Source organism: Amphritea pacifica, assembly GCF_016924145.1.
Classification (GTDB): domain Bacteria; phylum Pseudomonadota; class Gammaproteobacteria; order Pseudomonadales; family Balneatricaceae; genus Amphritea; species Amphritea pacifica.
In genome coordinates this window covers 1-420 of sequence record NZ_JAFFZO010000128.1, presented here as the reverse complement: position 1 = coordinate 420, position 420 = coordinate 1, and the positions used below count along the sequence as shown (strand labels likewise).

The 420-nt window shown below is 46.7% G+C and carries 1 protein-coding gene; it reads left to right on the top strand.

Annotation, left to right across the window (positions count from 1 at the left end; all coding sequences use genetic code 11):
- Window positions 1-53 precede the first annotated feature (53 nt).
- On the top strand, window positions 54-420 hold a 367-nt coding region (locus JW499_RS21730; protein ID WP_232846580.1), incomplete at its 3' end, for a transposase.

Here is a 420-nt window from a genome sequence, read left to right as displayed (position 1 = left end):
CAGGCTGTTGATAAAGTCCTCGTCAAATGACGAGGATTTTTTATAATAGGCTCATGCTAAGAGAACGCCCCCCAACCCAGTCCGCCCTTGAGTTTGTTTGCATCGATGAACTTGTTCCTCAAGACCACTTGTTGCGTAAAATCGACCGTGTCATTGATTTCTCGTTCCTTCACGAGCTTGTTCAAGATTATTACTGCCCCAATAACGGCCGCCCCGCATTAGATCCTACCCTGATGTTTAAGCTGCTCTTTATTGGGTATTTGTATGGCATCCGCAGCGAACGTCAACTGATACGCGACGTTCAGGTGAATGTCGCTTATCGATGGTTCTTAGGCTTGAGCCTGACAGACAAAGTACCTGATGCGTCAACCTTGAGCGCGAACCGTATCCGTCGCTTTAAAGACTCAGATATCTATCAAA